Origin of the sequence: Bradyrhizobium sp. Cp5.3 (assembly GCF_000426265.1) — a bacterium.
Classification (GTDB): Bacteria; Pseudomonadota; Alphaproteobacteria; order Rhizobiales; family Xanthobacteraceae; genus Bradyrhizobium; species Bradyrhizobium neotropicale.
The window spans coordinates 1-25947 of the sequence record NZ_AUFA01000019.1; the positions used below are offsets into that span (position 1 = coordinate 1).

The following is a 25947-nucleotide window of genomic DNA, read 5'->3' on the forward strand; positions in this document are numbered from 1 at the left end:
GCGAGACGGTCGAGCATCCCTTTGGCACGATCAAGGCCCGTATGGGTGCAACCCACTTCTTGATGAAGCGCCTACGGAACGTCGCCGCCGAGATGGCTTTGCACGTCCTGGCCTATAACCTCACTCGGGTGATGAACATCGTCGGCAAACCGAGCCTGATTGCAGCAATCCGCGCCACCTGAACGCGCGGAAGTGCGTCCAAAAGCGCCACCGCGCGTCGCTATAACCACCTCAGCCGGCTATTGGACGATCCGACGCGAAAACATCGGCGGCCTGCAACGATTGTCGACTACGGCCGCTTCCGAGCTATCCATTTCCACACAACCAAGACCCACACCAGAAGTCGCTCCTTCAGTGAACTTTCCGCTGCCGTGTCGCAAAAGTATTGGGGTCGCGAAGCATATATTGCACTAAACCGCTGTCGCGGTAGAGCACGACGGCTCGATGCCCGCTAGTAGGAAAGGCTCCGCTGCCCGGCGACACATCGGCCCGGGCGGGCTCTACCAGCCTTTAGCTGCGCATGGCGGCGCGGAAGCCGACGAAGCTCAATGGATCATTGCCGCGCGGCCATAGCGGCGGCCGCGCTCGGCAAAAAGGCGATCGGCGAATCGCTCAGTGTGTCTCCCCTTGATCTCTTGAGAGTGGTCCATTTCCATGCAGCTGTAGTCATCGAGCACACTTAACTAACGCAGAAAGGCCCGGCAGCAACACCGAGCCTTCCTTGTACTTTTGGGCGCGCAATGGGTGGCTTAGAAGTCCATGCCACCCATGCCGCCGCCCGGAGGCATGGCCGGGCCGGCAGCGGCCTTCTTCGGCAGCTCGGCGACCATGGCCTCGGTGGTGATCAGGAGCGCCGCAATCGAAGCTGCATTCTGGATAGCCACACGCACGACCTTGGCCGGGTCGATGATGCCCTTGGAGACGAGGTTGCCATATTCGCCGGTCTGCGCGTCGAAGCCGTAGCCGTACTGTTCCTTCTCCAGGACCTTACCGACCACGACCGAGCCATCCTCGCCCGCATTTATCGCGATCTGGCGGGCCGGCCAGGACAGCGCCTTGCGCACGATCTCGACGCCGGTCTTCTGGTCGTCGTTTTTGGTTCGGATGCCCTTGAGATGCTCGGAGGCACGGAGTAGGGCGACGCCGCCGCCCGGCAGGATGCCTTCCTCGACCGCCGCGCGGGTCGCATGCATCGCGTCATCAACGCGATCCTTGCGCTCCTTCACCTCGACCTCGGTCGCGCCGCCGACGCGGATTACCGCGACGCCGCCCGCGAGCTTGGCCTGACGCTCCTGCAGCTTCTCGCGGTCGTAGTCCGAGGTGGTCTCCTCGATCTGCGCCTTGATCTGGGCCACGCGCGCCTCGATGTCGGCCTTCTTGCCGGCGCCGTTGACGATCGTGGTGTTCTCCTTGTCGACTATCACCTTCTTGGCGCGGCCGAGCATGTTGAGCGTGACGTTCTCGAGCTTGATGCCCAGGTCTTCCGAGATCGCCTGGCCGCCGGTCAGGATCGCGATGTCCTGTAGCATGGCCTTGCGGCGGTCACCGAAGCCCGGCGCCTTGACGGCAGCGACTTTCAACCCGCCACGCAGGCGGTTCACCACCAGCGTCGCGAGCGCTTCACCTTCGACGTCTTCCGCGACGATGACGAGCGGCTTGCCGCTCTGCACCACGGCCTCGAGCAGCGGGAGCAGCTCGTTCAGCGAGGAGAGCTTCTTCTCGTTGATGAGGATGTAGGCGTCTTCCATCTCAGCTCGCATCTTATCCGCGTTGGTGACGAAGTAAGGCGAGATATAGCCGCGGTCGAACTGCATTCCCTCGACGACGTCGAGCTCGGTCTGTAGCGATTTCGCTTCTTCGACCGTAATCACGCCCTCGTTGCCGACCTTCTTCATGGCGTCCGCAAGGAACTTGCCGATCTCGGCATCGCCATTGGCCGAAATCGTGCCGACCTGGGCGATCTCCTCGTTCGAGGTGACCTTCTTCGAGTTCTTCTCGATGTCGGCCACCACAGCTTCGACCGCGAGGTCTATACCGCGCTTGAGGTCCATTGGGTTCATGCCGGCTGAAACCGACTTGGCGCCTTCACGGACGATCGCAGCCGCGAGCACAGTCGCGGTGGTGGTGCCGTCGCCGGCCGCGTCAGCGGACTTGGAGGCGACCTCGCGCACCATCTGGGCGCCCATGTTCTCGAACTTGTCCTCGAGCTCGATCTCCTTGGCGACGGCGACGCCGTCCTTGGTGATGCGGGGAGCGCCGAACGATTTGTCGAGCACGACGTTGCGGCCCTTGGGCCCGAGCGTCACCCTGACCGCATTGGCGAGAATGTCGACGCCGCGCAGCATCCGGTCGCGGGCGTCGACGCCGAATTTGAGTTCTTTGGCTGACATGTCTGTTTCCCCTTAGTTGATATCTGTTCCTCGTCCTGAGGTGCGTGCTCTTGAAGCGGGGCGCCTCGAAGAACGAGATGAGTTGGGTCTTAACCTCACCCTTAGATGCCGGCTGCGCCGGCTCTTCAGGATGAGAAGCGTGCGTGCGGGTTAAGCGCCTTTTTTCTTGGTTGAGGTATCGGTGAGAACGCCCATGATGTCGCTCTCCTTCATGATCAACAGCTCTTGGCCGTCGATTTTGACCTCGGTGCCCGACCACTTACCGAACAGCACGCGGTCGCCGACCTGGACGTCGATCGGGATCAGCTTGCCGCTCTCATCGCGGCCGCCAGGGCCAACCGCGATGACTTCCCCCTGGGAGGGCTTCTCCTTTGCCGTGTCGGGAATGATGATGCCGCCAGTGGTTTTCTCCTCAGCTTCGATGCGCTTAACCACGACGCGGTCGTGAAGCGGACGGAATTTCATGCAGTCCTCCCGATCTTTTTGAATATTCTCGGGGTTGGCAGTCGCAACATATGCCAGTGACACTGGGGCGCAAGAGGTTCGGCCCCCACGATGTTTGATTGCAACTTACGACTTAGATTTCTCGAGGACGGATCCTTGCGGCGAGCCGGGTTACCGGATTGACCGCCACAAGGTTGCGGCCCCACGGGAGACTTCAGCTCCAGGCCCGACGCTGACCTCCGGTGAGGTCCGCTATTGCGCCGCTATCGGAGGCGTAGCGGACCTCATACGCGCCCTGACTGCGGCGCGCGGGTTTACCACGACACGCATTAGCTCGCCCAGTTCTCGCGGAATTCGGGAAACAGCGTCAGGCCTCCGCAGGCATAGATGGTCTGCCCGGTGATGTAGCTGGACTCGTCCGAGGCGAGGAAGGCGAAGACGGCGGCGATCTCTTCCGGCGTCCCCACCCGCCCGAGCGGGATGTGGCTGGTGACGACGCCGCGCTTTTCGGGATCGCCGGTCCAGGCCGCGTTGATCGGCGTGTCGATTGCGCCGGGCCCGACCGCGTTGACGCGAATGCCGCGGCCCGCGAATTCGAGCGCCAGCGTGCGCGTGAGGTTGGCCATGCCGCCCTTGCTGATCGAATAGGCGAGATAGCCGGGCTTCGGGATGATCTGGTGGACGCTCGAGCAGTTGATGATGGTGCCGCCTCCGCCGCGCGCGACGAAATGGGCGAGTGCCTTCTGCGCGCAGAGCACGGCGCCGTTCAGATTGACATCGATGATGCGGCGATAGGTTTCGACGTCGAGCGCCTCGCTTGGCGACTCCATCTGGAAGCCGGCATTGTTGACGAGGCAGTCGAGGCGCTTCCAGCGTGCCAAGATCGTCTCGAACATCGCGGCGATGTCCTGATCATTGCCGACATTGGCCTTGACGACGACATGATCGAGCTTGGCATGGCCGCGCTCGCTCGAGGCCGTCCGCGCGAGCGCCAGCGTCTCCTCCGCCCTCCCGGCATGATCGTAATAGTTGATGGCGACGGTCGCGCCTTCCTGGGCGAGCCGGATGGCGACCGCGCGCCCGATGCCCTGAGAGGCGCCGGTCACCAGCGCATATTGACCGACGAGGCGGGAGGGAAGTTGGGATGAGCGATCGGTATGTGGCATGAGTTTTCTCCGGTACGTCTCGTCATCGACGGAACAGGAATTTTGTTCCATCGCCGCGGCGCATCCCTGGGATTCATTCCGTGCGCGCGAGCGGCCCGGTCAGGATCTGATAGAGGATGATGGCGCCGAAGGTCGCAGTGCCGATCCCGCCCATCGTGAACGCGCCGAATTTGAGCGTGAGATCGCCGGCGCCTGCCGTCAGCGCCACGGCGACGGTAATCAAATTGGCGGGATTTGCGAAGTCGACCTTGTTCTCGACCCAGATCCGGCCTGCCATCGCGGCGATCAATCCGAACAGCACGATCGAGAGCCCGCCGATCACGGGTCCGGGGATCGAGAGGATGAGCGCGCCGAACTTCGGCGAGAAGCCGAGCAGGATCGACACCGTGGCGGCAAAGGCAAACAAGAGCGTCGAATAGACCTTCGTCGCCGCCATGACTCCGATGTTCTCGGCATAGGTGGTGACGCCGGTGCCGCCGCCGCAGGCTGACACGATCGTGGCGAGGCTGTCGCCAAGGAGCGCGCGGCCGAGGTAGTCGTCGAGGCTGCGACCCGTCATCGCACCGATGGCCTTGATGTGACCGAGGTTCTCGGCGACGAGGATGATCGCGACCGGCGCGATCAGGAAGATCGCATCGGCATGAAAGCTCGGCGCCGTGAAATTCGGTAATCCAATCCACGGCGCGGCCGAGAGCTGGGTGAAGTCGATCGGCTTGCCGAGGCCAAGGCCATTTGCGCAGAGCCAGTACAACAGATATCCGCCGATCGCGCCGAGGATGATCGGCAGACGCCGCCAAAGCCCCGGCGCCGACACCGCGATCACGCCGATGATCAGCACGGTCACAATCCCGATCCAGGTATCGAACGCGCTGGCGCTCACCGCCTTGGTGGCAACGGGCGCGAGGTTGAGGCCGATGGCGGCGACCACGGCGCCGGTCACGACCGGCGGCATCAGCCGCTCGATCCAGCCGACCCCGGACCACATGACAATCAGTGCGATTACGCCATAGAGCACGCCGGCCCCGATAATGCCGCCGAGCGCGACGGACAGGTTCGGGTTCGGCCCGTGCCCGGAATAGCCGGTGGCGGCGATGACGACGGCGATGAAGGCGAAGCTGGAGCCGAGATAGCTCGGCACGCGTCCGGCGACCACAGCGAAGAAGATCAGCGTGCCGATCCCGGAGAACAGGAGCGCAACATTGGGATCGAACCCCATCAGCAGCGGCGCGATGATCGTTCCGCCCGACATCGCGACGCCGTGCTGGAGGCCGGAGACGATCGTCTGGCCCCATGGCAGACGCTCCTCCGGCATGATCACGCCGGAGGTCTTCAGTTTCCAGCGCGGAAAATAGCTTCGCGCTTGCTCTTCGGAGCCCATTGCAGTCGACATGTTCCCCCCAAGGTGCGTCTCAAGTGCAGTGCAGCGATCAATCTTCGTGCGAACCGACAAAAATGTGATTGTCGCTTCTGGGGTGACCATCACAAGATGTCGATCATGCACGATCGACGCGTTGCGGGGCACACAATATGACACAAGTTGCGATCCAGCCAGCCGTCCATCGCCGTCACCAGCCCTGGTACAAGGTCCTCTATGTCCAGGTCCTGATCGCGATCGTGCTCGGCGTGCTGATCGGCTACTTCTACCCCGATCTCGGCAAGGCACTGAAGCCGCTCGGTGACGGCTTCATCGCGCTGATCAAGATGATGATCGCGCCGGTGATCTTCTGCACCGTCGTGCACGGCATCTCCTCGATGGGTGACCTCAAGCGCGTCGGCCGGGTCGGGCTGAAGGCGCTGATCTATTTCGAGACCGTCTCCACCGTTGCGCTCGCGGTCGGCCTGCTCGTCGGCGAGGTGCTCCAACCCGGGCACGGCTTCAACATCGATCCGGCCACGATCGATCCGAAATCGGTGGCGACCTACGTCACCAAGGCGAAGGAAGAGGGCATCGTCGCCCATCTGATGGCGATCATCCCCGACAGCTATTTTGGCGCGGTCGCGCGCGGCGACCTGTTGCAGGTGCTCCTGATCTCGATCCTCTCCGGCTTCGCCATCGCTTTCCTCGGCAAGGCCGGCGAGCCGATTGCGGAGGCGGTCGACAAGGCCGCAAAGATGTTCTTCGGCATCATCCGCATCATCGTGCGCGTGGCGCCGATCGGCGCCTTCGGCGCGATGGCGTTCACCGTCGGCGCCTACGGCCTCGGCTCGCTGCTCAACCTCGCCGCCCTGATCGGCACGTTCTATCTCACCAGCATGCTGTTCGTGCTGATCGTGCTCGGCGCGATCGCAAGGCTCGCCGGCTTCTCGATCCTGCGCTTCATCGCCTACATCAAGGACGAGCTTCTGATCGTGCTCGGCACTTCCTCCTCGGAGACGGTGCTGCCGCAGATGATCCAGAAGATGGAGCATCTCGGCGCATCGCGCTCGGTGGTCGGCCTCGTCATCCCGACCGGCTACAGCTTCAACCTCGACGGCACCAACATCTACATGACACTGGCGACGCTGTTCCTGGCGCAGGCGACCAACACCCATCTGACGATCTGGCAGGAGCTCGGCATCCTCGGCATCGCCATGATCACCTCGAAAGGCGCCTCGGGCGTGACCGGCGCCGGATTCATCACGCTCGCCGCCACGCTCTCGATCGTGCCTGATATCCCGATCCAGTCGATCGCGATCCTGGTCGGCATCGACAAGTTCATGAGCGAGTGCCGCGCGCTGACCAATCTGATCGGCAACGGCGTCGCCTGCGTCGTCATCAGCATCTCCGAAGGCGAGCTCGACCGCGAGGCGCTGCACGAGACCATGGCCCACCCGCTGGAGATGGGCGAGGCGCTGGAGCCGGGCGGCAGCGCGTGAGGCGCAAGCTGCGCAAACACGAACACACGCGCCGGGGTTTCCACCGCGGTAGTTTCCCGGAGTAGAAAATTGGTGAGATGCGCGTCACAACTGACGCGTTGTGATCACCTAATCATACTAGATTTTTCCGCCCGACGCGCTGGGGGCAGGGTGTCGGGCTTTTGAGGAATGTTGCGGAGAGCGCTGCCGCGCCGCGTGGCGCACGCAGTCTTGGTGAGTGCCGCCCTTGCGGTCTCGTCAACCCTTCAGCGCGGTCACCACGACCTCGATGAGAGCGCCGCCACCGAGATCGGCGACGCCGACGGTTGCGCGCGTCGGCAGATCGTCGCCGAAGAACTCGGTCCAGGCCACGTCCATCTCCCTCTTCCTGGAGAGATCGGTGACGAAGATCGAGGCGCAGACGACGCGCGAGGTGTCGGTGCCGGCCTCTTTCAGATAGCCCGCGATCTTGCCGAGGATGTTGCGGGTCTGCTCGCCCATCGAGACGGAGGTGTCGTCGGCGATGGTGCCGCCGACGAAGACGAAGCCGTTGGCTTCGACCGCGCGGTGCATGATGGGCGTGCGGATGCTGCGGGTGATGCTCATGATGTCCTCTTCTTAGAGCGTGGAAGGATGGAAGCGGTCGATGCCGAGATCGCCGACGCGGGTCTGGGTGCCCCCATTGACGATCAACTCCGCCATCACGGCGCCGGCGCCGGGGCCGAGCTGGAAGCCGTGCAGCGAGAAGCCGAACTGGTGATAGAGACCTTTGTGGCGACTGCTAGCCCCGAACACGGGAAGGTCGTCCTTCATCTTCGCCTCGATGCCGGCCCAGGCGCGCACGATTGTCGCGCTGCGCATCACCGGAAACAGCTCGAATACGGTGCGGGCGCTGACGGCGAGCCTCTTCCAGTCCAGCACGGTCTCATTACGGTCCTGGTAGGGCGTTGCCAGATGTCCGCCTCCGATCAGCACGGTGCCGTTCTTGAACTGCTTGAAGGAGAGTTTGCGGCCGCGCAGGATCACGACGGGATCGATGAAGTGCGGCACGCGCGAGGTGATCATCAGCATTGGTGCCACGGTCTCGACCGGAACGGGCTCGCCGAGCGCGGCCGCGATCTTCCCTGCCCAGGCGCCGGCGGCATTGACCAGCACCGGCGCGGCAAAGCTCTCGCTGGCGACATCGACGTGCCAGAGGCCATCACTCTGCCGGATGTTGGTGGCGGCGACGCCTTCGCGCACGGTCGCGCCAAGCTGCTCCGCCTTGCGCCGGAACGCCGTCGTCGTCTGCGCCGGATTGGCGGCGCCGTCGCGGCGCGACACGACGCCGCCGGGACAGGTGTCGGCCACGGCAGGCACCAGCCGACGCAGCTCGGCCGCGTCGATCAGCTCTTCATGGGTGAAGCCGAGCGCATTCAGTTCGGCGACGCGCGCGCGGCAGACCGCGAGCTCGTCCTCGTTCTCCGCGACCAGAACCTGGCCGTGGCTCTCAAAGCTGCAATCATCGTCGACGAGCTCAGTGATCTTCTCCCATATCACCATCGAGCGGATCGACAGCGGGATCTCGTGAATGTGCCGCGCGAGCTGGCGCACGCCGCCGGCATTGACGCCCGAGGCGTGCCGGCCGGCATAGTCCTTCTCGATCAGCACCGGCTTCAGGCCGGCGAGGCACAGATGCAGCGCGGTCGAGCATCCGTGGATGCCGCCGCCGACGACGATTGCATCCACTGTTTTCGTCATCCGCGCACAACTGCCTTGACGTCGTCCTCGCTCTTCGGAACGGCGGCGAGCTCGGCGAGCGTGATCGGCTTGACCGGCGCGCGCAGCCGGTAATAGCCGATCTCCTGCGGGCTCTTAGCCCGCGCCTGCGCCATCAGCTCGGTGACGGTGAGGCCGCAGAGCCGGCCTTGGCACGGCCCCATGCCGGTGCGGCGGTAGGCCTTGAGCTGATTGGGCCCGGTCGCACCGATTGCAACCGCGTCGAGAATGTCCTTCGCCGTCACCTCTTCGCAGCGGCAGACGATGGTATCGCCCGAGGGAATGCGGAACTGCGGCGACGGGCGGAACAGCGTGTCGAGGAAGGCGCGGCCGCGCTCGGCCTTGGCGAGCTCGGCACGCAGCGTCGCCATCGGCGGAAGCTTCGCGGCGGCCACAGGGGCCAGCGCCTCCACAGCAGCGCGCGCCGCGATGCGGCCGCGCACCACGGCCGCGGTCGCACCGCCGATGCCGGCGCCATCGCCGGCGATCGCGATGCCTTCGATCGACGAATTGCCGCTCGCATCGAGCACCGGCGACCAGCAGAGTTGCAGCTCGTTCCAGCGATGCTCGACGCCGGCCGCCATCGCGAGATTGACGTTGGGCACGACGCCCTGGTGCAGCAGCAAGAGGTCCGCAGGAATGGTCTCGCGCTTGCCGCCGGCGACATAGCTCACGCTTGCAAGCTGGCCGTCGCCGACCGCCGCAAGCTCGGCGACGCCGGAGACGACCTGCACCTTGGCCCGCACCTCGCGCATCATGGCGAGGCCCTTGGCGAAATAGGGCGAGGTCAGGAAGGCGAAGGCGTGCGGCAGCGCGGCGAAATAATTGCCGCGCTCCGTGGTGTCGAGGATCCGGTCGATGCGGCCGCCAAGGCGCAAAATCTGCGCGGCGAGCAGCCAGAGCAGCGGCCCCTGCCCCGCGATCACCGTGCGGCCGTCCGGAACCAGCGCCGACGATTTCAGCATCGTCTGGGCCGCGCCTGCGGTCATCACGCCCGGCAGCGTCCAGCCGGGAATCGGGAACGGCCGCTCCAGCGCGCCGGTCGCGAGGATCACGCGCCTCGCCTTGACGAAAGAGGACCCGCCGCCGATGGAGACGCCGATCTCGAGATTGCGATCGAGGCTCCAGACCGTGGCGCGCTGAATAACTTCCGTATTGCCCGCGCGCAGCGCCTGCACGAGATCGGCACCCACCCAATAGTCGGCGCCGAGCTGCTCGCGCGCGGTCACCGGTGTTGACGCGATGGCGCGAAACACCTGGCCGCCAGGGCCGATATTCTCGTCGAGCAGCAGTGTCGACAGGCCGGCCTCGGCAGATATCGCAGCGGCGGCGAGGCCGGCGGGCCCGGCTCCGATCACCACGACATCATAGTTTTCGCGGGAAGGTGTCGTGGTCATTTTCCGATCTCCCGCTTGCCCTTCTGGATCTCGATCTGCATGCCCTCGGCGACCGGCACCAGACAGCCCTGCCGGTTGCCGACGCCGTCGATGGTGACGAGGCAGTCGAAGCACACGCCCATCATGCAGTAGGGCAGCCGCGGCGCTCCGCTCACCGCGGTCGAGCGGCGCACGTCGCGCCCCGACGCGAGCAGCGCAGCGGAAACGGTGTCCCCCTGCCGCGCCGCGACGGCAACGCCGTCGACGAAGATCTGCACGGGCGGTCGCTTGTCCTGTTCGGATCGTTTGAACATGGGATGCCTCTTGGAATCTCTAGTAGCCACCGTTGTTGGCCGCGCCCGCTCCGCCGAAGCGGCTGGCCGAGAACGCGCCGACCAGCTCCGGCTCGAGCGCGCCCTGTGCAACCATGCGCGCGATCTCGAAGGCGTGGTTGGATGCGAGCGTCACGCCGGAATGGCAGCAGGCGACGAAGGCGCCGGGATGGGTCTCCGACTGGTCGTAGATCGGAAAGCCGTCCTGCGGCATGACGCGAATGCCGGCCCAGCTCCTGACCACGTTGAGCCGCGCCAGATGCGGGAACGTGCGCTGCGCGCGATCGGCCATCACCGCGCTGATCGAATGCTTCAGCGCGCGATCGTCGAGCTCGTCCTCCTTGCTGTCGCCGATCATCACCGTGCCCTCGTCGGTCTGGCGGATCGTGGTCAGCGGATGCGGCAGGAACGGCACGGTGCGCTCGGTCACGACGATCTGACCGCGGGTCGGGCCCATCGGCGCGTAGAGACCGACCATCGGCGCGAGCGTCTGGTTGGCATTGCCGGCCGCAAGCACGACCTTGACGGCGCGAAGCTCGCCCTTCGGTGTCGCCAGCCGAAATTCGCCGCCGCTCTTCGTGATCGCCGAGACCGGACGCTCCGGAAAATAGTCGATGCCGAACGCCTTGAAGCCGGTATGGAAAGCGCGGAACGTGCGCAGCGAATTGACGTGACCATCGAGCGGACAATAGCTGCCGCCGGAAACCTCCGGACCGATCAGCGGCAAGGCCTTCTTCACCTCGGACGCCGGCATCATCTCCATCTTGTAGTCGGCCGCGCCGACCTGGTTATGCATGCGCTTGACCAGCTCGGTACGCTGGCCGAATTCATCCTCGCCGAGGGTGAGATGGAAGCCGCCATTCTGCTGAAGAGAGACGTCGAGGCCGGTCTGCTGCTTCAACTCCGAAGCGAGGCGGCCCCAGGCTCCAGATGCCCGCACGGTCCAAACCGTATAAGCCGGCATGCCGAGCCCTTTGCTCTGCACCCAGACCAGCGCAAAGTTGGCGCGCGAAGCGCGCTTGGTGATGTCGCCTTCGTCCAGCACGGCAACGGTCTTGCCGAGCCGGCCGAGGCCCCAGGCGATGGCGGAGCCGAGCAATCCGCCGCCGACGACGGCGACGTCGTAGTCAGACTTTCGTTTTGACGCGTTTTCTTCACGCGAACCGGCGTCCACTTCGCTTGAAAACGCTTTAGACATGGGTTCTCCTATCGTCCCGTATCGCCCTTGCCGGCGAGCACGCGGTCGAGCCCGTAGAAGCGGTCGAGCAGAATGAGGGCGGTCATGGTGATTGCGATCACGCAGGCCGAGACTGACGTCACCAGCGGATCGATGTTGTCCTGGATATAGAGGAACATGCGCACCGGCAACGTCTCGGTGCCAGGCGCGGCGAGAAAGACGGTCATAGTGAGATCGTCGAAGGACTGGATGAAGGCGAGCGCCCAGCCGCTGATGACGCCGGGCAGAATCAGCGGCAGCGTCACGCGGCGGAACAGCGTCCAGCCATTGGCGCCGAGCGAGACCGCCGCCATCTCGACCGAGAGGTCCATGCCGGTCGCGGCCGCGAGCGTCAGCCGTAGCGCGAACGGAAACACGATGATGACATGCGCGATGATCAGCGCCGCAAAGCTGCCGCTGAGCCCGACCGAGGTGAAGAGCCGCAGGAATGCGATGCCGAGCACGACATGCGGAATCATCAGCGGCGACAGGAACAGCGCCGCAAGCGCATCACGGCCGCGAAACCTGTAGCGCGCGATCGCGAGCGCCGCCGGCACCGCGAACAACAGCGCCACGAACGAGGACAGCGCACCGAGGCCAAGGCTGATCCAGAAGGCGTGGACGAATTCGGGATAATTCGCAATCGTCCTGAACCAGCGCAGCGAGAAGCCGTTGGTCGGCAGCGACAGATAGCCCTCGGGCGTGAAGGCGACGAGGCAGACCACCAGGATCGGTGCCACCATAACGGTGACGAAGATGGTGTGGAAGATCAGCGCGAGCGGGCCATTCCGTCTCATCGGAACACCTCGGCGTAGCGCCGCTCGATCAGCGCATTGCTGCCGACGACAATCAGCACCAGCGCGACCAGCAGGAGTGTGGCCACCGCCGCGCCGAGCGGCCAGTTCAGCGTGTTGAGGAACTCGTCATAGGCAAGCGTCGCCGCGACCTTGAGCCGGCGGCCGCCGATGATCGCGGGCGTGGCAAAGGCGCTGGCCGACAGCGAGAACACGATGATCGCGCCCGACAGCACGCCCGGCATGATCTGCGGCATGATGATGCGGCGGATGATGGTCACGGGGCCGGCGCCGAGCGACATCGCGGCGTTCTCGATCTGCGGGTCGAGCCGCTGGAGAGCCGCCCACACCGACAGCACCATGAACGGCATCATCACATGGGCGAGCGCGACGACCATGCCGGTCTCGGTGAACATGAAGGGAATGGGTGCGCGGATCACCCCGAGCGACATCAGGAGCTTGTTGACGAGCCCATTGTTGCCGCCGAACAGCAGCGCCCAGCCGAGCGTGCGCGCCACCACCGAAATCAGCAGCGGTCCGAGGATGACGAGGAGGAAGAAGCTCTTCCAGCGCCCGCTCATGCGGTTGAGGATGTAGGCTTCGGGCGCACCGAACACTGCGGTGAGCAGCGTGGTCAGGATCGCGATGCGGAACGTGCGCCAGAACATCTCGGCGTAATAGGGGTCGGTCGCGATCTCATGCCAGTTCTTCAGGATGAAGACCGGCTCGATGCCCTTGTACTGGCCCCAATCGTGGAACGACAGCAGCACGGTCATCGCCAGCGGGATCAGCAATACGCCGACGAACAGCATCAAGGCGGGCGCCGTCAGCGCCCAGGGCGCGCGAGCGCCGCGCTCCTTTGCGGCGGTCTGCGGCGCCGTGTCGGCGACCGCACTCATGCGGCCGCTCCAGCGCGCACGCTCATGTCTTCCGGACGCCACGCAAGACGAACCGCCTCTCCTTCGGACGGCTGCACCTGACCGTCGTTCTGGCGGATCACGATCGCAGGGCCGCATTCGCTATCGCACTGGAACAGCCAGTGATTACCCTGGAAGATGCGGGTAACGATCTTCGCGGAGAGACCGACATCGCCGAAGCCGACCCGTTCAGGACGAACGCTGACGGTCACCGGGCCGCTTAGCCCGGCCGGTGCCGGTACGGTCCAGGAGCCTGCGGTCAGCCGCGCGGGCGCGCTGGTCCGATCGATCGTCGCAGCAAAGTCGTTGGTCTTGCCGAGAAACTGCGAGACGAAGGCCGAGGCCGGCCGCTCATAGGTCTCCTGCGGCGTGCCGATCTGCTCGATGCGGCCCTGGCTCATCACCACGATGCGGTCGGACAGCGACATCGCCTCGTTCTGGTCATGGGTGACCAGGATCGTGGTGGTGCCGATCGTGCGCTGGATCTGGCGCAGTTCGATCTGCATCTCCTCGCGCAGCTTGGCATCGAGGTTCGAGAGCGGCTCATCGAGCAGCAGCACGCTCGGCTTGATCACCAGCGCGCGGGCCAGCGCCACGCGCTGCTGCTGTCCACCGGACATGCGGCGCGGATGGCGGTCTTCATAGCCGGCAAGGCCGACCATCGCGAGCGCGGTACGGACGCGCTCGGCCCGCTCGCTGCGCGGCACGTTCCGCATCTCCAGACCAAAGGCGACGTTCTCCGCCGCGGTCATGTGCGGAAACAGCGCGTAGCTCTGGAACACGATGCCGAGCCCGCGCTTGGCCGGATGGATCGCGGTCAGATCCTTGCCCTCCAGGCGGATCGCGCCGCGGGTGGGATCGAGGAAGCCCGCGATCATCTGCAGGGTCGTGGTCTTGCCGCAGCCGGAGGGGCCAAGGAAGGAGATGAACTCTCCCTTGCCGACCGCGAGACTGAAGTCGTCGACGACAGTCATCGCGCCGAACTGCTTGGCGACCCGATCGAGCTCGAGATAGGCCATGGCTTTCTCCGGTGGAGGCGATCAGATCAGCGCTCGACCTCGCGATTCCAGCGCTTGGTCCATTCCTCGCGCTTCTCGTTGATGACGGTCCAGTCCGGATTGTAGAGCTTTGCCGCGCGCTCGCCGATCGGCGCCATCTTGCCGAGTTCCGGCGGCACTTTGAGCGATTTCAGCACCGGGCCGTAGCCGTAATCCTTCAGCATCACGAGCTGGACCTTCGGATCTAGCAGCATCTTGACGAAGCTCACCGCGAGCGGCGAGGCGTTGGGCTTGGTGATCGGACACGCTGTCGTCAGCAGAGTTGCCGCGCCCTCCTTCGGGTAGACGAAATCGACGGGGAAGCCGGTGTTGGCAAAGCTCTGCACGCGGCCCGTGCCCCACACCGCGATGACGGCCTGGCCGGACTGGAACAACTCGGTCATCTTGCCAGGCGACGGCTCATAGGCCAGCACGTTCGGATTGATGTCGGTCTTGAAGATCTTGAAGCCGGACTCGACATTGGACTCGCCGCCGCCGTTCATCTTCGACAGCATCACCAGCGCTTCGAGACCATAGGTGTTGTTGATCGGCGGGATGACGAGCTGCCTGGCGTATTTCGGGTCCTTCAGATCGTTCCAGGAGGTCGGCGGCGCCCAGCCTTTCTCGGCGAAGGCCTTGGTGTTGTACATCAGTCCGGTGGCGACGATGCCGATCGCCACGGCGCGATCGTCCTTGAAGCGCGCGGTGTCGTAGAGATCGGCCGGCAGGCCGTCGAGCTTGCCGCAGAAGCCGAGCTGGATCGCCTGATACATCGGACCATCGTCGACGATGGCGACGTCGATCTGCTGGTTGCCCTTCTGCGCCTGGAGCTTGGCCAGCGTGTCGGTGGAGTTGCCGGCGACGTATTCGACCTTGACGCCGTTCTCCTTCTCGAAATTGGGGATCACCTCGTCGCGGATCGTCTTCTCGAACGAGCCGCCATAGCCGGCGACATAAAGCGTCTTTTGCTGGGCCGAGGCGACCGACGGGGCCGCGGCGAGCGCCGCGATGCTGACCGCTGTGAGAAGGCTGAGAGTCTTCATAAGGACCAATCTCCAATTCCGGGATGAGGGACGTGTCGACGATCAGACGGCCAAAGCACAGTCCGCGTTCCCCTCGGCGCAAATCCCGATTCCAGCAGGGCTCCGGCCCCCGCTCACCGGGTTTTGGCGGCAATCGGGGGCTTTTGGCTCCGATCTGCCGGAAAAACGGGCTGTCTGCAGCGCTGATGAAAAAGATCGCAGAGCTATCCTTCCACCGTCCAATGAATAATGGCAACCTCTGCATGCCGAAATGTTATGAATGGAATATGGGATGGCGCGGATCAATTCGCGGCAGGTGGAAGCCTTCCGCGCGATGATGCTGACCGGCAGCGTCACCGAGGCGGCCAAGCTGATGACGGTGACGCAGCCGGCGGTCAGCCGATTGCTGCGTGACTTCCAGGCGCTGCTGAAGATGGAGTTGTTCGAGCGGCGCGGCACCGGCCTCGTGCCGACTGCGGCAGCGACAGCGCTCTACACGGAGGTCGAGCGCTCCTTCGTCGGCCTCGAACGCATCACCGCGGCTGCCGAGGAGATCCGCGGCCGCCGCACCGGCTCGCTCCGTATCGCCGCGCTGCCGGCGCTGTCGAACGGCTATCTGCCGCGGCTCGCTGGGCATTTCCTGAAAGAGCGGCCCAACCTCAACCTCGCCTTCTTCGGCGTGATCTCGCCGATCGTGGTCGACTGGGTGCTGAACAACCAGTGCGACATCGGCTTTGCGGAGGTGCCGATCGCCCATTCCGGCCTGCCGAGCCTGCGGCTGCCGGCGCTGGCGCGCGTCGCCGTGCTGCCGACCGGACATCACCTCGCCGAAAAAGAGGTGCTGGAGCCGCGCGATTTCGAGGGCGAGACATTCGTGTCGCTGTCGGCGGGATCGGCCAGCCGGCATCTGATCGACCAGATATTCCACCGCCATGATGTTCACCGCGTGCTGCGGGTCGAGACCACGCTTTCGGAGATCATGTGCGGCATGGTGTCGTCGGGACTTGGGGTGGCGATCTGCGATCCCTTCACGGCGCAGGAATTCTCCACCCGCGGCATCGTCGTGCGCCCCTTCCTGCCGCGCATCGACTTCGAGTTCTCCGCCGTCTTTCCCGCGCAGCGCAGTCCCTCGCCGGTGGCGCTGGATTTCGTCGAGACCGTGCGCAAGTCACTTGCCGTGCTCGACGAACAACCCACGCATGAAGCCGCGCCGGGTTGACGGGCCCGCTTGCGCGGACTGTTATGATGTCCTCTTTCGGCAGGTAGCACATGGCACGCATCACCATCATCGAGACCGGCCACGTCCCAAAAAAGTATCGCGAACATCATGGCTCGTTTCCGGACATGTTCGCGCGCATGGTCCGCGCCGCGGATCCCTCGGCCGCCTTCGACATTGTCAGCATCCCCGATGGCGAGGCTCTCCCCGATCCGCGCCAGCTGGACGCGATCCTGATCACCGGCGCGGCAGCCGGCGTTTATGACGGGCTCGACTGGATCGCGCCGCTCGAGGAATTCGTACGCACCGCCCACGCCAACAGAACGCCGATGGTCGGGGTCTGCTTCGGCCATCAGCTGATCGCACAGGCGTTCGGCGGCACGGTGCGCAAATCGGACAAGGGCTGGGGCATCGGCCGACACGTCTATCAGGTGACGCCGGACAACGGCGTCGTCGACGGCGAAGCGCTCGCGATCGCCTGCTCGCACCAGGACCAGGTGATCGAAGCCCCCAGCGACGCTCGCACGATCATGTCATCCGACTTCGCGACTTCGCGCCGCATGCCGGCCTGCTCTACGCCAACGGCACGACCCTATCGGTGCAGCCGCACCCCGAATTCGACGTGGCGTTCGCCCAAGTCTGCTGCACGCTGCGCGAAGGCAACGCACCGGATGCTGTCGTGGCTACGGCCAGAGCTTCGCTCGCCGAGCCGCTGGACAGCGCAAAGCTCGGCGGCGCGATCACAAGGTTTCTGACGCGGCGGTGAAAACGCCTTGGTCTACGAGGCGCCTCTAGTTATTGGGCAACCGTGAGAGGCTCGTCAGTAGTTGCGCTTCGTGCTCATGCCGGTGGTTTGACCAGGAGCAGCACTGGACGCACCGGAATGGCTCTTCTTGGAACCCATGGCGTGGTGCATCTTATGTTGCGCGTGGACTTTCTTAGGCGCCTTGGTTTGCATCTCCTGGCCCGGTGCGGTGCTCGAGGCACCTTGCGCAAACACGACCGGCGCGGTCCCTATGAGGGCGAGAGCAGAAACTGCAACAATCATTGTCCTCATTTTTCGTCCTCCTCAGATAAGCATTTTGAGGAACGAATTGGAAACTGAGCCGTTCCAACAGGCTGCTCATTATTCTTCTGATCGCAGCGCAGAATGCGACAAGTGCCCCTTCCTTCTCCCGTTGTGGGAGAGGGCGTAGCTGCACCTAGCTCAAAACGGATCGCTTCCCAGCCCCGGCACATCCTGAGGCCGCGGTCCCGGCGCCGGCCAGTGGAAGCGGCGATCCTTCTCCGCAATCGCGATGTCGTTGATCGAGGCTTCGCGGCGCTTCATCAGGCCGTGCTCGTCGAACTCCCATTGCTCGTTGCCGTAGGAGCGGTACCATTGGCCGCTCGCGTCGTGCCATTCGTACTGGAAGCGCACGGCGATGCGGTTGCCGTCGAAGGCCCAGAGGTCCTTGATCAGGCGATAGTCGAGCTCCTTTTCCCATTTGCGGGTGAGGAACGCGACGATGGCTTCACGGCCCTGAAAGACCTCGGAGCGATTGCGCCAGCGGCTGTCCTCGGTATAGGCGAGCGCGACCCGCGCGGGATCGCGCGAATTCCAGGCGTCTTCGGCCATGCGGGCTTTTTGCGCGGCGGTTTCTCTCGTGAAGGGCGGGAGCGGCGGGCGCGACATGACGGCCTCATCGGTTTGATCGGAAGCCCAAATCTATCGCCGCAACAGCCGGAGTCGAGAGGCCATCGCCTATCGCCCGATCACGAAATCACATCGGCCTTCATCAGCGCGCGGATCGATTTCGGGATCGGCTGGGCCCGGCCGCCGCTGATGAAGGCGACGCGCACCTCCGCCTTGACCAGCACGTCCTCGCCGCGCCGCACCTCCTGCGCCAGCATGATGGAAGCGCCCTTCACCGCGATCGGCCAGGTCACGACGTCGAGCACGTCGTCCATCCGCGCCGGTTTCAGGAAATCCAGATGCATCGAGCGCACCACGAAGGCAAAGCCGGCGTCTTCCGTCGCGGGCTGTTCGAACAGCGCCTGCTGCTCGGCGCCCATCAGCCGCAGATGATTGGTGCGCCCGCGCTCCATGAAGCGCAGATAATTGGCGTGATAGACGATGCCGGAAAAATCCGTATCCTCGTAATAGACGCGGACCTGCATGTGATGGCGGCCGTCGCGGATCTCGCCGTCGAGATGAGCTGTCACGTCGCGAGCCTCTTCGCTTGTCGCTACCGGCCCGTTTTGCGCAAAAACGGCCGGCCGCGCAAGCGCGACTAGGACAGAAGCGACGCTGTCCGCCCCAGCGTCACCTCGACGATTTCCGGCGGCACACCGACGCGGACGGGCATGATACTGCAACCGAGGCCGCCGGAGACGATGACGTCGCATTTCAGCCGAAAGTGGCCGTAGGCGAGCCGCAGGCCATGCTGCGGCGGAACTGCCGGCGACCACCCGAGCAGGCGAACCTGGCCGCCATGGGTGTGGCCGGACAGTTGCAGCGCGACGCGCGCAGGCACGCGCGGCGCGATGTTGGGCTCATGCGCGAGCAGGATCACCGGCGCGTCGTCGGTGACCTTTGCGAGCGTCGCAGAGAGGTCGTCGGCGCCGAAGCGCACCATGCTCCGAAAGCGTCGCGCCGGAAGGTAAGCGAGCTGATCGCCAAGGCCGGCGAGCCAGAACGGTCTGCCGTCCTTGGTGAGGCGCACCACATCGTTCTCGTAGACGGGAATGCCGGCCGCTTCCAGCGCACGATGCGCGACCGTCGGCCCGCGCCCTGCCCGCTGCACGGTGTTGTCCTCCCAATAGTCATGATTGCCCATGACGGCGTGGACGCCGAGCGGCGCCTTGAGGCGCGCCAGCACCGCGGCCCATTCGTTCGACGGAATGATGCGTGTGACGTGGTGAAGACCGGCGACATAATCGCCAAGCAGCACGATGAGATCGGCGTTCAGAGCGTTGGCGCGGTCGACGATGGCCTCGATCCGCTCCAGCGACATCCAGGGATCGCAGGCGTGAATGTCGGCGATCGCGGCGATCTTCAGCAGAAAATCCGCCGGCCATTGCCGCGGGGCCGGATGATAGCGGGTGACGCGAAGCCGCATCACCGGCTCGACGCCGACGCCATAGGCAGCGGTCGAGACGCCGAGGGCGGACAGACCGCCAATGGAACGGATGAGATGTCGCCGAGAGATCATGAAACCCCGATCGTGATGCCCCTCCTTGATGCGGTCCGATTGGAGCGGAATTGGGATGCGCTTGTGCAGACCGTCTGCATCCTCGTGCAGACCGTCTGCACAGATTACCAGCGCTCCTGCCCGACCAAGGCATCCAGCCGCGACTTCAACTCGTCGGATGCGCGGTAGTACCAGACGCCGCCGAGCAGATCGCGAAAGCGTGTGTTGACGCAGGCCTCGCGCTCGATGCGGTCGATCGTGGCGAGGCTGATCACGTCCTCGAGCGGACCGGCGGCGAGCAGCGACAGCAGCACGGGATTGGACTCGATCCTCAGGATCTCGAGAATGAGGTCGATCATCCGGTCGGGATCGTCCTCGCGCAGGTCGCGCTCGAAATCCATCATCGCGAACAGATTGTCGTCCTGGTCACGCTCGGATTTGGAATATTGCTCGACCCAGGCGCGGGCTAATTCCGCAAGCGTCATGCCGGCGCAGTCGAGCGGCTCGCGCGGCGTGCGCTGCGCGATGTGATCGGCCCGCCACGCTTGCTCGTCGGCGATTTTTGCGACACGCGACATCACGGGATCATCTTGCGCGAAATGCACGCCGCCGAGCAGCCAGCGCAGGCGCGCATTGCGCTCCGCCTCCTGCTCGATGCGCGCGATCACCTCAGCGCCATGCGCGTAGAACAGCGCCAGCAGGAACTTGTCGTTGAGCTGCATCACCGTCTGCTTGTCGGCTTCCGTCTTGAGAACCTCCAGCACGAGATCGAGCGCGCCTTGGGGCCTGCGATGCGGCAGATGATCGAAGTAGAGTTTGATGGCCCAGATACTGCCGACCTGGTCGCGCCGGCTGACGCGCTGCAGCGCGCACCACATCGACGCCAGTTCGCCGAGCGGCATCGGATCGAGAAACGCCTCGGTCTCGTCGGGCGTGCGCAGTTGCGGCACGGCCGCGATGGCCTCCAGCAATGTCGCGTTGTCCGTCAGCCCCATTCCTTCCCACTCCCTTGCCAATGTGCGCGAGCGGCGACCCCGATCGCCGCGCGTCCGCATTAGTGACAGGTGGGAACCGGTGGGTTCACCGACTGTGGCAGTCAGTCGTCCTCGGCCTGGTCGCTGCCGAACAGGCCAAACTGTGCCGGATCGCGGTTGGGCTCAGTGAGGCCGAGGTGGCGGAACGCATGCGAGGTCAGCAGCCGGCCGCGCGGGGTGCGCTGCAGATAGCCGCACTGGATCAGATAGGGCTCGATGATGTCCTCGATCGCGTCGCGCGGCTCGGACAGCGCCGCCGCCATCGTCTCGACGCCGACCGGACCGCCGCCATAGTTCAGCGCGATGGTCGTGAGGTAGCGGCGATCCATGGCGTCCAGGCCTGCAGCGTCAACCTCGAGCGCGCTGAGCGCATGGTCGGCGATCTTGCGGTCGATCTCGTCGGCATTCGCCGCCGAGGCGAAATCGCGCACGCGGCGCAAGAGGCGGCCGGCGATGCGCGGCGTGCCGCGGGCGCGGCGCGCGATCTCGTTGGCGCCGTCCGCGCTCATGCCGACATTGAGCACGCGCGCGCCGCGGGTGACGATGCTTTCCAATTCCTCGATCGTATAGAAATTGAGCCGCACCGGAATGCCGAAGCGGTCGCGCAAGGGATTTGTCAGAAGGCCAGCGCGCGTGGTGGCGCCGACGAGCGTGAACTTCGAGAGCTCGATCTTGACCGAGCGCGCCGCGGGGCCCTCGCCGATGATCAGGTCGAGCTGAAAATCCTCCATCGCGGGATAGAGCACTTCTTCCACTGCGGGACTCAACCGATGAATTTCATCGATGAAGAGCACGTCGCGCTCTTCGAGATTGGTCAGCAGCGCCGCGAGATCGCCGGCCTTGGCGATCACGGGGCCTGATGTGGCGCGAAAGCCGACGCCGAGCTCCTTCGCCACGATCTGCGCCAGCGTGGTCTTGCCGAGACCAGGGGGACCGACAAACAGCACATGGTCCAGTGCCTCGCCGCGCTTGCGCGCCGCCTCGATGAAGATCGAGAGGTTCTTGCGCGCCTGCTGCTGGCCGACGAAGTCGGACAGCGACTGCGGGCGCAGTGCGGTGTCGCCGACATCGTCACTGCGGCGTTCGGACGAGACCATGCGGGACGCCTTGGGGTCGCTCACTTCGCGAGCTCCTTCAAGCCGAGGCGAATGAGCTGCGCCGTCTCGGCATGCTCACCGGCGCTGCGCGAGGCCGTTGCGATGGCAGCGGCAGCCTGCGGCTGGCCGTAGCCGAGATTGACCAGCGCGGAGATCGCGTCCGCCACCGGGCGCGGCGCGCGCTGGTCGTCGACGGCGCCGGCGAGATGCACGACGTGCGGATCGACATTGGCAAAGGCCGGCGCCTTGTCCTTCAATTCGGTGACGATGCGCTCGGCGACCTTGGGGCCGACGCCCGGCGTGCGCGACACCGCGGCCTTGTCGCGCAGCGCAATGGCGTTGGCGAGATCGGAAGGCGGCAGCGTGCCGAGCACCGCGAGCGCGACCTTGGCGCCGACGCCCTGCACGGTCTGGAGCAGGCGGAACCATTCGCGCTCCTGGTCGGTGCGGAAGCCGAACAATTTGATCTGGTCCTCGCGGACATAGGTCTCGATCGACAGCACGGCGGCCTCGCCCGGTGACGGCAAATGCTGCAGCGTGCGCGTCGAGCAATGCACCTGATAGCCGACACCGCCGACGTCGAGGATGACGAAATCCTCGCCGTAGGAATCGATCAGACCCTTGAGCTTGCCGATCATAGCCCCGCCACCTTCAGCCTTAGCGCCGTGCTCTGGCGGTGATGGGCGTGGGTGATGGCGATGGCGAGCGCGTCGGCGGCATCCGCGGACGGCGGCTCGGCTTTCGGCAGCAATATCTTCAACATTATCGCGATCTGGTGCTTGTCGGCGTGACCGGCGCCGACCACCGTCTTCTTGACCTGGTTCGGCGCGTATTCGGCGACGGTGATACCGAACATCGCGGGCGCCAGCATGGCGACGCCGCGGGCCTGGCCGAGTTTCAGCGTCGCAACGCCGTCCTTGTTCACAAAAGTCTGCTCGACGGCGGCTTCCATCGGCTTGTGATCGGACAGGACCGCCGCGAGCCCCTCATGGATCGCGAGCAGCCGGCTCGACAGCGGCAAATCGTCCGGCGGTTCCACCGAGCCACAGGCGACGTAGATGAGACGATTGCCCTCTGCCTCGATCACGCCCCAGCCGGTGCGGCGGAGGCCAGGGTCGATGCCGATGATACGGACGGGCTGGCGAATCGGGAGCGCGGTCATCGGCCAGTGATAGCGGCTGACTGCTGCGGGGGAAACAGAAACAGAACGGAAGTAACAGGGGAAGTATGGTCTCTCGTGGTTGAGTGCCCTGCGCTGCCCGCCACGGCGTCATACCCCGCGAAGGCGGCGTATCCAGTACGCCGCGGCTTCTCCGTATCTCGCTGGCGTCTCTGGAATACTGGGTCGCCCGGTCAAGACCGGGCGACGACAGGGAGAATGAGGCTCAGCCGCCCATCTTCGCCATCAGCGCGTCCGACACCTCGAAATTGGCGTAGACGTTCTGGACGTCGTCATGCTCGTTGAGCAGGTCCATCAGCTTGAGCAGTTTCTCGCCGGTCTCGTCATCGACCGAGACCGTGTTCTGCGGCTTCCAGATCAGCGCGGCCTTGCGCGGCTCGCCGAACTTGGCTTCCAGCGCCTTGGCGACGTCGCGGTAGCTCTCGGTCGAGGCGTAGATCTCGTGGCCGCTCTCGCTCGAGATCACGTCGTCGGCGCCGGCCTCGATCGCGGCGTCGAGCACCGCGTCGTCGGAGGCAACGCTGCGGTCATATTCGATGATGCCGGTGCGGTCGAACATGAAGGAGACCGAGCCGGTTTCGCCGAGATTGCCGCCCGACTTGGTGAAGAAGGAGCGGATGTCGGAGGCCGCGCGGTTGCGGTTGTCGGTCAGCGCCTCGACGATGACGGCGACGCCACCGGGGCCATACCCCTCGTAGCGGATCTCGTCATAGTTCTCGCCGTCGCTGCCGAGTGCCTTCTTGATGGCGCGCTCGATATTGTCCTTCGGCATGTTCTCCTGGCGCGCGGCGATCACGGCGGCGCGCAGGCGCGGGTTCATGTTGGGGTCGGGCGTGCCCAGCTTGGCCGCGACGGTGATTTCCCGCGCCAGCTTGCCGAAGAGCTTCGACTTCTGGGCATCCTGCCGCCCCTTGCGGTGCATGATGTTCTTGAATTGGGAATGTCCGGCCATGCTGGTCTCTTCGAATGGTCTCTTGCGTCGTCCGCCAATCAGGGGGAAAGCGCGGCCTTATAGGCCGCCAACCCACCGGAATGAAAGGGTTCTCTCAGATTAAAGGTAACATCGTAAGGGCACGTGCCTTACGGTGAGGCATTGTTAACCCTGACTTCATTTCGGCTTGCGAAAATAGCGTCCGCTCGTCCACCGACAAGAGTGACCTGATGGCGTTCGCATTATTTCGCAAGCGTGAGCCGGATATGTCCGCGCCTGTGGCAGCCCCGCAGGCCGAGGCGTTAGCTGCGCGTTCCGAGCCGCCCCAAGAAACGTCCCAGGCCGCCGAGGGCGATTCGGCCCGCGAAATCCTGGAGCTGCTGGAACTCGAGCTCGGCGCCATGATTCGCCAGCTCGAACGTGCCGCCAATTCGGTCGCCGGCGGTGCGGAGGCTACCGCCGCGACGCTTGCCACCATCCGCGCGCGCACCGATGCGCTGACCGGACGCACCAACGCCGCCCAGTCGACCGCATCCACCTTCGCCGAGGCCGCCGACAAGTTCACCCAATCCGCGCAGGGAATCGGCGCGCAGGTCCGCGCCGCCGGAAAGCTCGCCGACGAGGCCAGCGCGGCGGCGCAGGAGGCCCGCGCCAATGTCGACCGCCTGCGCGAGTCCTCGGCCGCGATCGGCAATGTCGTCAACCTGATCGCGCAGATCGCGAGGCAGACGACGCTGCTCGCGCTCAACTCGACGATCGAGGCTGCACGCGCCGGCGCGGCGGGGAAAGGCTTTGCAGTCGTCGCCACCGAGGTCAAGGCGCTGGCGGTGCAGACCCAGAGTGCGACGGAAGAGATCACGAAGAAGATCGACGCGCTGCAGAAGGACGCGGCCAGCTCAGCGGATGCGGTGCACCGCATCTCGCAGGCGATCGAGGCGATCCGTCCGGTGTTCGAGACCGTCGACGGCGCGGTCGCGGAGCAGAACGCGACCACCAGCGAGGTCTCCGGCAACGCCGCCAGCGCGTCGCAATTCATCGTCTCGGTCGGCGAGAGCGCGGCCGAGATCGACGCCGCGACCAAGGCCGCCGAGACCCATGGCGAGAGCGTCGCCAGCGCCGGCAAGGCCGTCACCACGTTCGCACAGAAGCTGAAGTCGCGCTGCGCGGTCCTGCTCAGCCAGAGTGAGCATGACGATCGCCGCAAGACCGAGCGGCTTCCCTGCCACCTCAAATTCGAAAGCGCGCGCGGCGTGATGCCGGTCTACGAGATCGCGATGGATGCGGTGCTGATCGGCGGCGCGGACGCGGCACGGCTTGCGCTGCACGCGGTGATCGAGGGCGCGCTCGAAGGCGTCGGCGCCTGCCGCCTGCGCGTGATTGAGCAATCCAAGGCCGGCGCCCGCGCGCAATTCGTCGGTCCTAATGCGGAGCTAGCCGAGAAGATCGAAGACCGGATGTGGTCGATCCACGAGGAGAACACCGAGTTCGTCACCCGTGCCATGGAAGCGGGTAGCGCGCTGACGAAGATCTTCGAGCAGGCGGTCGCGCGCGGTGACGTCAAGATCGATGACCTCTTCGACACCGATTATGCGGAGATTGCCGGCACCAATCCGCAACAATACCGCACGAAATATCTGGACTGGGCCGACCGGGCACTGCCGCCGTTCCAGGAAGCCTTTCTGGCAAAGGAGCCGCGCATGGCGTTCTGCGCCATGGTCGACCGCAACGGCTTCCTGCCGGTGCACAACAAGATCTATTCGCACCCGCAGCGACCGGGCGATGTCGCCTGGAACACAGCCAACAGTCGCAACCGGCGCATCTTCAACGATCCGGCCGGGCTCGCCGCCGCGCGCAACCTGCGCTCGTATCTTATTCAGAGCTATGCGCGCGACATGGGGAACGGGAATACGGTGATGATGCGCGAGATCGATGTCCCGATCCGCGTGCAGGGCCGGCACTGGGGCGGATTCAGGACGGCCTACAAACTCTAGAGCACGATCCGTAGAAGTGCGGTCTTCCGAAAGATCAT

At 64.9% G+C, this 25947-nt stretch carries 26 protein-coding genes and 1 pseudogene; 5 read left to right on the plus strand and 22 right to left on the minus strand.

Annotated elements, in window-relative coordinates; genetic code table 11:
- Nucleotides 1-182 (plus strand): transposase (locus K289_RS44935; RefSeq protein WP_027553839.1); only part of this gene is annotated, 182 nt, incomplete at its 5' end.
- Between the two features lie 567 nt (nucleotides 183-749).
- On the opposite strand, the gene groL is transcribed toward K289_RS44935, so the two are convergent.
- From groL to K289_RS0123840, 4 genes are all read right to left on the minus strand, one after another.
- Complete coding sequence (gene groL / locus K289_RS0123825) at nucleotides 750-2390, minus strand: chaperonin GroEL (RefSeq protein ID WP_027553840.1); 1641 nt, start codon at nucleotides 2388-2390, stop codon at nucleotides 750-752.
- Between the two features lie 150 nt (nucleotides 2391-2540).
- Complete coding sequence (gene groES / locus K289_RS0123830; RefSeq protein WP_027553841.1) at nucleotides 2541-2855, minus strand: co-chaperone GroES; 315 nt, start codon at nucleotides 2853-2855, stop codon at nucleotides 2541-2543.
- A gap of 308 nt (nucleotides 2856-3163) precedes the next feature.
- Nucleotides 3164-4000 (minus strand): SDR family oxidoreductase, encoded by an 837-nt coding sequence (locus K289_RS0123835; protein ID WP_027553842.1) that lies wholly within the window; start codon nucleotides 3998-4000, stop codon nucleotides 3164-3166.
- A gap of 73 nt (nucleotides 4001-4073) precedes the next feature.
- Nucleotides 4074-5390 carry a solute carrier family 23 protein gene (locus K289_RS0123840; RefSeq protein ID WP_027553843.1) on the minus strand — a complete coding sequence of 439 codons (1317 nt, stop codon included), beginning with the start codon at nucleotides 5388-5390 and terminating at the stop codon, nucleotides 4074-4076.
- A 137-nt stretch (nucleotides 5391-5527) separates the two neighbouring features.
- On the opposite strand from K289_RS0123840, the gene K289_RS0123845 reads away from it, so the two are divergent.
- Entirely contained in the window at nucleotides 5528-6856 is a 1329-nt protein-coding gene (locus K289_RS0123845; protein WP_027553844.1) for a dicarboxylate/amino acid:cation symporter, read from the plus strand.
- A gap of 237 nt (nucleotides 6857-7093) precedes the next feature.
- Here K289_RS0123845 and K289_RS0123850 read toward each other — a convergent pair whose 3' ends face one another.
- The 9 genes from K289_RS0123850 to K289_RS0123890 are packed head-to-tail and all read right to left on the minus strand — an operon-like array spanning nucleotide 7094 to nucleotide 15308.
- Nucleotides 7094-7441, minus strand: coding sequence for a RidA family protein (locus K289_RS0123850; protein ID WP_027553845.1), 348 nt, complete (start codon nucleotides 7439-7441; stop codon nucleotides 7094-7096).
- A 12-nt stretch (nucleotides 7442-7453) separates the two neighbouring features.
- Nucleotides 7454-8575, minus strand: coding sequence for an FAD-binding oxidoreductase (locus tag K289_RS0123855; RefSeq protein ID WP_027553846.1), 1122 nt, complete (start codon nucleotides 8573-8575; stop codon nucleotides 7454-7456).
- Nucleotides 8572-9990, minus strand: coding sequence for an NAD(P)/FAD-dependent oxidoreductase (locus K289_RS0123860; RefSeq protein ID WP_027553847.1), 1419 nt, complete (start codon nucleotides 9988-9990; stop codon nucleotides 8572-8574). Before K289_RS0123860 ends, K289_RS0123855 begins: the two co-directional genes overlap by 4 nt.
- On the minus strand, nucleotides 9987-10283 hold the full coding sequence (locus tag K289_RS0123865) for a (2Fe-2S)-binding protein (protein ID WP_027553848.1): 297 nt from the start codon (nucleotides 10281-10283) through the stop codon (nucleotides 9987-9989). Before K289_RS0123865 ends, K289_RS0123860 begins: the two co-directional genes overlap by 4 nt.
- 19 nt (nucleotides 10284-10302) lie before the next feature.
- Entirely contained in the window at nucleotides 10303-11499 is a 1197-nt protein-coding gene (locus K289_RS0123870) for an FAD-binding oxidoreductase (protein WP_027553849.1), read from the minus strand.
- A gap of 8 nt (nucleotides 11500-11507) precedes the next feature.
- Nucleotides 11508-12314, minus strand: coding sequence for an ABC transporter permease (locus tag K289_RS0123875; RefSeq protein WP_027553850.1), 807 nt, complete (start codon nucleotides 12312-12314; stop codon nucleotides 11508-11510).
- Complete coding sequence (locus tag K289_RS0123880) at nucleotides 12311-13210, minus strand: ABC transporter permease (protein ID WP_027553851.1); 900 nt, start codon at nucleotides 13208-13210, stop codon at nucleotides 12311-12313. Before K289_RS0123880 ends, K289_RS0123875 begins: the two co-directional genes overlap by 4 nt.
- Complete coding sequence (locus K289_RS0123885) at nucleotides 13207-14247, minus strand: ABC transporter ATP-binding protein (RefSeq protein WP_027553852.1); 1041 nt, start codon at nucleotides 14245-14247, stop codon at nucleotides 13207-13209. Before K289_RS0123885 ends, K289_RS0123880 begins: the two co-directional genes overlap by 4 nt.
- 26 nt (nucleotides 14248-14273) lie before the next feature.
- Nucleotides 14274-15308, minus strand: coding sequence for an ABC transporter substrate-binding protein (locus K289_RS0123890; protein ID WP_027553853.1), 1035 nt, complete (start codon nucleotides 15306-15308; stop codon nucleotides 14274-14276).
- Nucleotides 15309-15579: 271 nt separating this feature from the next.
- Between K289_RS0123890 and K289_RS0123895 the strand changes: the two genes are divergently transcribed.
- Together K289_RS0123895 and K289_RS44940 are read left to right on the plus strand one after the other, a co-directional pair.
- Nucleotides 15580-16506, plus strand: coding sequence for a LysR substrate-binding domain-containing protein (locus tag K289_RS0123895; protein ID WP_027553854.1), 927 nt, complete (start codon nucleotides 15580-15582; stop codon nucleotides 16504-16506).
- 50 nt (nucleotides 16507-16556) lie between these two features.
- Nucleotides 16557-17269 (plus strand): annotated as a pseudogene (locus K289_RS44940) (type 1 glutamine amidotransferase).
- Nucleotides 17270-17323: 54 nt separating this feature from the next.
- Here the strand turns inward: K289_RS44940 and K289_RS0123905 are convergent.
- The 9 genes from K289_RS0123905 to K289_RS0123945 form a co-directional block, all read right to left on the minus strand.
- A complete protein-coding gene (locus K289_RS0123905) occupies nucleotides 17324-17560 on the minus strand; it encodes a hypothetical protein (protein ID WP_027553855.1) in 237 nt (78 codons plus the stop codon).
- Between the two features lie 150 nt (nucleotides 17561-17710).
- The gene (locus K289_RS0123910) at nucleotides 17711-18178 is read right to left on the minus strand and encodes a nuclear transport factor 2 family protein (protein ID WP_027553856.1); all 468 of its coding nucleotides are present in this window, start codon (nucleotides 18176-18178) and stop codon (nucleotides 17711-17713) included.
- A gap of 80 nt (nucleotides 18179-18258) precedes the next feature.
- Nucleotides 18259-18663, minus strand: coding sequence for a tol-pal system-associated acyl-CoA thioesterase (ybgC, locus tag K289_RS0123915; RefSeq protein WP_051310752.1), 405 nt, complete (start codon nucleotides 18661-18663; stop codon nucleotides 18259-18261).
- A 113-nt stretch (nucleotides 18664-18776) separates the two neighbouring features.
- Nucleotides 18777-19697: a metallophosphoesterase gene (locus K289_RS0123920; RefSeq protein ID WP_027553858.1), complete on the minus strand. Its 921-nt coding sequence runs from the start codon at nucleotides 19695-19697 to the stop codon at nucleotides 18777-18779.
- Between the two features lie 104 nt (nucleotides 19698-19801).
- Nucleotides 19802-20671 (minus strand): DUF6869 domain-containing protein, encoded by an 870-nt coding sequence (locus K289_RS0123925; RefSeq protein WP_027553859.1) that lies wholly within the window; start codon nucleotides 20669-20671, stop codon nucleotides 19802-19804.
- Nucleotides 20672-20772: 101 nt separating this feature from the next.
- Nucleotides 20773-21807 carry a Holliday junction branch migration DNA helicase RuvB gene (gene ruvB, locus K289_RS0123930; RefSeq protein ID WP_198024756.1) on the minus strand — a complete coding sequence of 345 codons (1035 nt, stop codon included), beginning with the start codon at nucleotides 21805-21807 and terminating at the stop codon, nucleotides 20773-20775.
- Between the two features lie 20 nt (nucleotides 21808-21827).
- Nucleotides 21828-22445 (minus strand): Holliday junction branch migration protein RuvA, encoded by a 618-nt coding sequence (ruvA, locus tag K289_RS0123935; RefSeq protein ID WP_027553861.1) that lies wholly within the window; start codon nucleotides 22443-22445, stop codon nucleotides 21828-21830.
- Nucleotides 22442-22969, minus strand: a complete 528-nt coding sequence (gene ruvC / locus K289_RS0123940; protein WP_027553862.1) for a crossover junction endodeoxyribonuclease RuvC — start codon at nucleotides 22967-22969, stop codon at nucleotides 22442-22444. Before ruvC ends, ruvA begins: the two co-directional genes overlap by 4 nt.
- Nucleotides 22970-23192: 223 nt before the next feature.
- Nucleotides 23193-23939 carry a YebC/PmpR family DNA-binding transcriptional regulator gene (locus tag K289_RS0123945; RefSeq protein ID WP_027553863.1) on the minus strand — a complete coding sequence of 249 codons (747 nt, stop codon included), beginning with the start codon at nucleotides 23937-23939 and terminating at the stop codon, nucleotides 23193-23195.
- Between the two features lie 209 nt (nucleotides 23940-24148).
- Here K289_RS0123945 and K289_RS0123950 point away from each other — a divergent pair, with 209 nt between their 5' ends.
- Complete coding sequence (locus K289_RS0123950) at nucleotides 24149-25909, plus strand: methyl-accepting chemotaxis protein (RefSeq protein WP_027553864.1); 1761 nt, start codon at nucleotides 24149-24151, stop codon at nucleotides 25907-25909.
- The last annotated feature ends 38 nt before the right edge of the window (nucleotides 25910-25947 follow it).